Annotated in this window: 12 protein-coding genes; 2 read left to right on the forward strand and 10 right to left on the reverse strand. The window is 33.4% G+C overall.

Annotated features, from left to right (window positions below; genetic code table 11):
* Positions 1-197: 197 nt before the first annotated feature.
* The 8 genes from AC3G7N_RS20045 to AC3G7N_RS20080 form a co-directional block, all read right to left on the reverse strand.
* A complete protein-coding gene (locus tag AC3G7N_RS20045) occupies positions 198-737 on the reverse strand; it encodes a class I SAM-dependent methyltransferase (protein ID WP_489423935.1) in 540 nt (179 codons plus the stop codon).
* Between the two features lie 102 nt (positions 738-839).
* Positions 840-1,364: a hypothetical protein gene (locus AC3G7N_RS20050; protein ID WP_489423936.1), complete on the reverse strand. Its 525-nt coding sequence runs from the start codon at positions 1,362-1,364 to the stop codon at positions 840-842.
* Between the two features lie 160 nt (positions 1,365-1,524).
* Positions 1,525-1,647 (reverse strand): hypothetical protein, encoded by a 123-nt coding sequence (locus tag AC3G7N_RS20055; RefSeq protein WP_489423937.1) that lies wholly within the window; start codon positions 1,645-1,647, stop codon positions 1,525-1,527.
* A 289-nt stretch (positions 1,648-1,936) separates the two neighbouring features.
* Positions 1,937-2,374 (reverse strand): GNAT family N-acetyltransferase, encoded by a 438-nt coding sequence (locus AC3G7N_RS20060; protein WP_489423938.1) that lies wholly within the window; start codon positions 2,372-2,374, stop codon positions 1,937-1,939.
* 189 nt (positions 2,375-2,563) lie between these two features.
* Positions 2,564-2,734, reverse strand: a complete 171-nt coding sequence (locus AC3G7N_RS20065) for a hypothetical protein (RefSeq protein ID WP_489423939.1) — start codon at positions 2,732-2,734, stop codon at positions 2,564-2,566.
* 92 nt (positions 2,735-2,826) lie between these two features.
* The gene (locus tag AC3G7N_RS20070) at positions 2,827-3,051 is read right to left on the reverse strand and encodes a hypothetical protein (protein ID WP_489423940.1); all 225 of its coding nucleotides are present in this window, start codon (positions 3,049-3,051) and stop codon (positions 2,827-2,829) included.
* 60 nt (positions 3,052-3,111) lie between these two features.
* Positions 3,112-3,438 (reverse strand): antibiotic biosynthesis monooxygenase family protein, encoded by a 327-nt coding sequence (locus tag AC3G7N_RS20075; RefSeq protein ID WP_489423941.1) that lies wholly within the window; start codon positions 3,436-3,438, stop codon positions 3,112-3,114.
* Positions 3,439-3,769: 331 nt separating this feature from the next.
* The gene (locus tag AC3G7N_RS20080) at positions 3,770-4,249 is read right to left on the reverse strand and encodes an SRPBCC family protein (protein WP_489423942.1); all 480 of its coding nucleotides are present in this window, start codon (positions 4,247-4,249) and stop codon (positions 3,770-3,772) included.
* A 306-nt stretch (positions 4,250-4,555) separates the two neighbouring features.
* Here AC3G7N_RS20080 and AC3G7N_RS20085 point away from each other — a divergent pair, with 306 nt between their 5' ends.
* A complete protein-coding gene (locus AC3G7N_RS20085; RefSeq protein WP_489423943.1) occupies positions 4,556-4,981 on the forward strand; it encodes a DUF3888 domain-containing protein in 426 nt (141 codons plus the stop codon).
* Between the two features lie 211 nt (positions 4,982-5,192).
* Here AC3G7N_RS20085 and AC3G7N_RS20090 read toward each other — a convergent pair whose 3' ends face one another.
* Positions 5,193-5,315 carry a hypothetical protein gene (locus AC3G7N_RS20090; protein ID WP_489423944.1) on the reverse strand — a complete coding sequence of 41 codons (123 nt, stop codon included), beginning with the start codon at positions 5,313-5,315 and terminating at the stop codon, positions 5,193-5,195.
* Positions 5,316-6,132: 817 nt separating this feature from the next.
* The gene (locus AC3G7N_RS20095) at positions 6,133-6,474 is read right to left on the reverse strand and encodes a winged helix-turn-helix transcriptional regulator (RefSeq protein WP_379552618.1); all 342 of its coding nucleotides are present in this window, start codon (positions 6,472-6,474) and stop codon (positions 6,133-6,135) included.
* A 105-nt stretch (positions 6,475-6,579) separates the two neighbouring features.
* Between AC3G7N_RS20095 and AC3G7N_RS20100 the strand changes: the two genes are divergently transcribed.
* Complete coding sequence (locus AC3G7N_RS20100; RefSeq protein WP_489423945.1) at positions 6,580-6,972, forward strand: RidA family protein; 393 nt, start codon at positions 6,580-6,582, stop codon at positions 6,970-6,972.
* The last annotated feature ends 559 nt before the right edge of the window (positions 6,973-7,531 follow it).

Here is a 7,531-nt window from a genome sequence, read left to right on the forward strand (position 1 = left end):
CCTACACGGTGATAGCCACGCTTTTTTATTTACTGGGTTTTGTCCCAGCCTCGTTTGCTGAAGATCGTTTTACTGTATGTTGGTTTTACTTTTACTCCTGATAAGTCACCGTTTCTTTAAAACTAAGACAATGTAAAAAGTGTCAGGCACACAAGAGAATAATTGTCCATTTGTAGTTCTTGCCTCCAAACAACAAATTAATAGCTTGAAGCAGAAACTAAGACAGAGTCTGTATATTTATCTAGAGCATTTACCTTAAATCCTGCATTGTCCAAAATCGATAGCCAATCATAGTAGATAAACTCTTTTATATGCGCCGGCTCATATAGTCGGATAAGTTTTAGGAACAGACTTTCTTTATTATTTGTGTTGTTATTTGCATAATCATGAATTAAAAAAAATCCATCCTTTTTCAATACTTTCGTAATGTTTTTTATTACGTCAATCATTAAATCAAATGGAACTTCATGCAACATATATGAAACATACACTACATCGAATTCTCCCTCATCGAAATTCAGTCCAGCACCATCCATGGCATAAACGTGAATATTCTTAAGTCCCATACGATTGACCTTATTATGAGTCTTAGCAACCCTAGCTTTTGATATATCTACCCCGATAATCTCATTCAAACTGTTTTTTTTAGCAAGCTTAATGGCGGTTCTTCCTCCACCAACACCTACTTCCAAAACCTTTATTTTTTTATTCGGAATCCTATCAACTAGTATATTCATTTTATCATACTCCTTAGAGTCCGATTCTTAGTGCAGAAATGCACCCTTTTCTGGAAGAACGTTTCAAAGACCTTATTAAAGTAAAGCACCAGTTAGTTGAACTTATTCATCGTCGTCTTCAATTTCTCTTGTGAAGTCTTGGACCAATTCACCGTTTCTCCAGTAATATCGTTCCAAATACTGAGTGTTATCACCTTCTATGGTGTAACCAACCAAAATATAGTTTTCTCCACTCTCTATTTTATCAATAAATTCTATTGAAAAATTATCCCTTCCTACTCTCTCTTCTATTACATCATAAACAACTTTTTCCAGTTTCTCTTCCTTAAAGAATGAAAATAATATCGCTATTAAAACAATAAGACATACTGCTATTCCCCCCCAATCATTTACACTTATCTTGATATCGTTTTTCTTGTTGTACCACATTATTTTGATTAAGGATATGATCAAAAAAAATGCTAATACAGGCACAAAGATAACAGTATAAACCTGACTAAATTCAGAAAGAAAGAAAGGAGCTATAATAAACGTCACGATCAAAAAAATGAACAGAGCTAAAATTTTAGTACCTCTATACTTATTATCGTTAAACAGCACATCAAGAACTTTTTCTATTACTTTCAATTTACCACCCCTTGTTCTTCTAACCTGCTCCGTTAGCTCAAGATCCTTTAAATTTATTTTAACATAATATTCCGAACAATTTTTAATAAAGAATAGACGATCAATTTGATGATCGCCTTATTCCCCACAAAAAAGACAACCGCAACAACCTGCGATTGCCTTACTTCGATCTATTCTTCCTCTTTTCAATATCCTTTTTGATCATCGGTACACCTTTTTCTTTAACCGCCTTTTTCACTTTGGGATTGTTCAGCAGTTTTGCAATCTTCGTCAATTTTGACATGGTTCGTACCTCCCTATTTATCATCACAAGACAAACATATCTGATTCACTTTTTATTATAACCTATTACCTGTCCAATATAAAAACTTTTCCCTTAGTCACCTCTTTAGCCTCACTTCTATCATAAGAAGTAATGAGAAATTGGGCTTTATGTTATTCCATAAATTGACCCTTATATGCAAGATGGACGCTTCTCCTTGTTAAGGAAAACCGCCCGTTTGAGTTAAACTGGGGTGGATTTTTTTGTTTAGGAAAGTCCATGTTTTTTACTGTAGTGAAATAAGTCTTCTTTATAATGTCATACTCATAGTAATTGTTCTGTTTTCAAACCCCAACCTTTCATATATTTTAATTGCTTGATTTCCCGCAAATACACTTAAACGGACTTCCGAATATCCTTCTTGTTTAAGTTGTTCAATACCTGCTTCAATCAATTGTTTTGCAATCCCTTTGCCTCTATATTCATCTAAAACAAATAATTCATAAATAAATCCGATTGTCTTATTTAAAAACTGGTCTTTACTTGCTCCTATAAGAATCCAACCCATTAATTCATTGTTTTCTGTTGCTATTAAATAATAACTACCCTTCTTTAAAAGAGGTTTTATTAATTGTTTGGCTTTTTCAATCGTTGGTTCTGCTTCGCCTAACGTGCCGTCAAATATCGCTTGTGGAGAAAGTGACAAAATCTTTTTGATTTCCAACTCATTTGGTTTTCTTATATCCATTAATTTAATTCAACCCTTCCAATAACTTTTAGAATAGAACTGATTTACAATTACTACTTCTATACAAATATTTAATTCCTTCTTCCACAAACCTGCTGCAATAGTTGAATAACTCTTGTTGAAGTAATGCACCATTTAATACAATAGGGGAAGATCTTCTATTAGCTAGTTTAGTTGAATAGAAATATTCTACTCTGTTTTCTTTCTAACAAGGAATACAAATATTACAAACCCTATGGTTCCACCTAGAAGCATTGAAATCCACCAGCCCCAATCAAACTCTCCAGTCCAAAATCCTTTTACAAAGAATACAACTGAAAAGCCGATCAAGGTTCCAAATAACATACTCTTGTATCTCATATCTACACCTTCCTTTGGAAGACTTGATTTCGTATCAAATTTGAATAAATAATTTCGCTTGTTTCATAATGCACCCGTTAGCTGAAAAATGTTTATAAAGCAATAGCCAATTCTTTTACTCCAATAAAAGATATTAGAGCAAACAGAACTATATATAAATAGCCCAACTTGCTCCTCTCTTTGATTTGGTCTATTCCAAAGAGTAAAAGCATCACCGCCCAAAATAGAGAACTAATATATAGTGGTAAATCTTCAATAAAGAAATGGTAAATAAACATTCCAATACATAAAACTACAATAATACCCTTCATATTCAAGCCCATCCCTCCCCTTAGTTATCAATCCTTATTTAACTATCCTGCTGCTTTAGCACACAACTACATTGCAAAAGAATAATCCCTTTCAACTTTAAAAACTCGAACATTATAATGTTTATACCATTCTTTTTTCCTCTTTTCTTGAGCTACTTTATGGGCTGAATTTTCTTTCCAACTCTTAATATCATCTAAAGATTCCCAATATGAAACAGTAATACCTAACTCATTATCTCTAGCACTTTCAATACCTAAAAATCCTTGTTGCTTTGAAGCCAACTCTTCCATTGCTTGTGTCATTTTTTCATATTCATTGTCGCCTTCAGTTCTTTGTGAAGTGAATATGACTGCATAATATGGTGGTTGTATTTTTTTCTCATTACCGTTCATTTACTATTCCCCCAATTAGTTTCATATCTTAAAACTCATATTATTGCATTCTGTGACTATAATCCTTCTTCAACTAAATGCCCCGTTAGTTTAAGATCAATCTTTCACAAACTCTGATTCATTAATTTTAACATAACTATAATTATTCGAATTTTAATATTCAAATAAACTAAAATAGAAATCTCGGTTTCTAAACAACCTGGCCCGTTTCATAAGAAATGACGCAAATCCTTATTCAGGAAATGCGCCCTTATATGGAATAAACACCTTTGTTGAATTCCTATACCATACCTTTGATAGTCTCTAAAGTATTATGTTCCAAAATATTTACCTAATTCGAATCAAATGCTTCCCGATAAAATCCCCTTAACTCAGCTCCATTATCCGGCCATTCAGGCGGCTGTTCGTTGTTAACCATCATACCCAATGCATCAAGACAGCGATGCCATCCTGCAGCTGTTGCGGCTGCCCAAGACTGGTCATCAAATGTATGCTCAAATGTCATTCGGCATCCATCGGGGGTGTTTTGCAATTCGATTCGCAGCAAATCATCAACCTCACGAAAAGCAAAAACTACAGGCGGCTCGAATGCAGTAATCACTCCTTCATACTTCGTTCCTTCTCCATCATCAAAGTCAATTTTGCCACCTTCATTGAGATCCATCTCTCCTGTTGCAAACGGATACCACTTGGTAAAGTAATCAGGATCCGTTATGCAACGGAAAACACTCTCAGTTTTATGTGTAAAAAAACGCTCAAATCGCAAAACACTACGACCATCTCTTTCATATAACTTTCCATATTCATTCATTGTTTTTCTCCTCACATTTTATTCTTTATTTCAATATTAACATAAGCAAAAAGTTTTATAATATGGCCTGATGAAGCAATAATGGGCGCAAAGCTTATTCAGTGAAAGCGCCCGTTTATGGTAAAGTTTCTTTTCTATTGTGACTGAAACCCCTTGTACATTTAAACCTAAAATTATGACTAGAATCGCGAGTAATGAAATGAAACGTTTTGACATCAGAACTATCACTCACCTTATTTTCAATTTTATATGTATTTTACATAAATCGATCTAAGAAAGTACATATTAGTGGAGAGGTGATCTACTTTGAAGAAAATACTTGTTATAAGTTTGGTATTATGTTTCTTTATTGGGTACAATCCGAATATAGGTAATGCACAAAAACTTAAGAATTCTTATAGTACAGCAGAAGATGTTTTAATCGAAATGCTAAAACCCGAGATCGAAACAATAATGATGGATAAATTCGGAAATTCATTTATGTTTACATGGGATTATAAGAAAGGTGAAAGATTGGTTGATCTTAAGTTTGTTCATGATAATTTTATCCCAAAGTGGTTCGAAGCAACACTTACCGTAGAATATGAAGAAATAGGTAAGGAGAAGCCGATACAAGGACAGTCTACAATAAGTCTAAAAATCACACCTGCCTCTTTCTCTGAATCGGATATATCAGATGCACTGAATGAGATTGAGCTGATTGATTTTGACTATACAAGGAAGGTTTATTAGGATTCCGTAATTAAGTTAACAGAGAAAATAATTCTTTCTGAAAGCCGGATTACCCTGGCGTAGGGACACCCGGCTTTTATGTGTCAAATATTGTCTTAGCGCATATTTTCGAATGTTGGCGGTACCAAGCAATAAGATACGCCATTATTCCAATAATCCGCCTCTATTCTAGAAGAACATTTCAAAAGACGTTATTAAAGTAAAGCACCCGTTAATTAAACAAATCATTGTCACCGTTTAATCTACTTACTTCCTTTTCCAAATAATCAAGTCGTTTATGAATCCTGTAAAAAATCGGCAGATAAGCAATAATTATTATAATCGTCCATGTCATTAAACTCACTCCTTTTTAAATTATAGCTTTCTCCTTATTCAACAATCCTACCAGTGTTAGTTTAAGATCAATCTTTCACAAACTCTGGTTCATTAATTTTAACATAACTATAATTATCAAAAACTTAATATTCAAATACTCTAAAATAGAAATCTCGGTTATTAAACAAAATGGCCCTTTAAATGAAAAATGAGCGCTAATCTTATTCCAGAAAAGCGCCGTTCGTATAATTGAACAATATAAGATCAAATGCTAAGTATTATTTTAGAAATTTAAAACCGTACTTACCTATCCCATTATCAAAGACAAATAATTAAAGAAGGTAAACCAACCTAAAGATGCAAAACTTATTGAAAGCACTGCAACAGATAAATAAGGAGAGTATCCCGGTTCCTTTTTAGATCGAAACAGGAACATACCCGACAAGAGAATACTAATAACAAACACTATGCCAAACAATACATTCCATGTACTTGAGATTCTATTACCAAAGCCAATAAGAAAATTACCTATATACAAGCTGTTTACAATTAATAATAGTACCAATATAATTTTTTTCATCTTGTCTCCTTCCCTATATGTTTCTAACAACATAGAAAATGGTTAGATAGATAAATTGCCTTTGTCCTACGTTTACAATTATTTCAAATTTCCATCATTTATACAATGCCTTATTCAAGAATATAGCCCGTTTCATAAGAAATGACGCCAATCCTTATTCAAGAATGGCGCCCGATAGTTGAATATCGAGATAATTATCATGATTGCAACCTTTAGCTTATTGAAGTAACGTATCATATAGTTTAAGTCGATTATTTCACAAACTATTGCGGTTTTTTTCTCCCCATTCACATAACTGTTCTAAAACAGGTAATAGAGTTTCTGCTTTTTGTGTGAGACTGTACTCTACTTTTGGTGGAATTTGAGGATACTCTTTCCGTCGAACTATCCCATCTGCTTCTAATTCTTTAAGTTGAGAACTTAATGTTTTAAAGGTAATAGTTCCTATTCTTCTTTTCATATCATTAAAACGAACAGGTTGATTTTCAGCTAAGAGGTAAAGTATAAGCATTTTCCATTTACCTCCAACTACTTTCAATGTATAACCAAAAGGTGTCTCTTGAATATTACCCTTTTCTTTGTAATCAGTCATACTCATATTAACACTACCCTTTCTGATAGTAACTATCAATAAAGTGCGTACTACTTTTTTCTTTGTACTCATTATATACTTACCTTACTTTCAAATAAAGGAGAGAGAAAAATGAGTAAAGTTAAAACCTATAATCATGATCTATGGGATCACGGTATTACCCAAGGCTATAGTGTCAACGGCACTATTTACGTTTCAGGTCAATTTTCACACAATAAAGATGGTATGTTTGTTGGCAAGGACGATATTGAAACCCAAGCCCGACAAACACTTGAAAACTTGGATCGTGTGCTGAAAGAGTTAGGAGTCACGAAGTCCAACCTATCCTATGTGGAAATCTATCTAACAAACCCGAAAGAAGACTCTGAGCAAGTCATTGTTTTGTTCAAGGAATACCTAGAAAAACACCGACCGGCAGGCAGCCTCATTGGTGTGACTTATTTGGCGTTCCCAGAGCAACTGATTGAAATCTCAGCCATCGCACATTCTGACGAGGTAAATTAAAATTCAAAACGAAGTAATTATTCTAATATCACTTCTTTCTGTAGGTGATCTCTACACAAAAAGTCTATAATGATATTGAAAAAGCAATATCATTATAGACTACCAAACCTTAACATTAAATTCCTTCGTACTGTTTTTCACTAACCTAATCCGTTAAATCAATAGGCTTTCCTCAATTATCTGGCCCTATTGTGGAATTATCCACATTCTGCCTATCAACACAATTGTATCAAACTTTTTTAAATTATCGGACTTCATTCAAAAAAATCAATCTTTATTATAAATTATCAAACTTTATTTCAAAGCTACACATCTATAAGGGTACCGCAGCATTTTGACTTTTGATTCACGCACTATAAAGGGTTACAGCCATAGAAAAAATTGTAAAAAAATTTGATGGCTGCGGCTATTTTCATAATTCGCCTAGAATAAATTCGTATAGCTTGCTAAAAATATACCAAAAAGTGTAAAGGGGTTTTATTTGAACAAGAGGGAACGTGCTACGGATATAGTCATTCTTTCAGCAATAGGTACTGTTGTTTCAACTGTAAGTGCTTTT

The sequence above is a fragment of the Virgibacillus carmonensis genome (assembly GCF_057836705.1).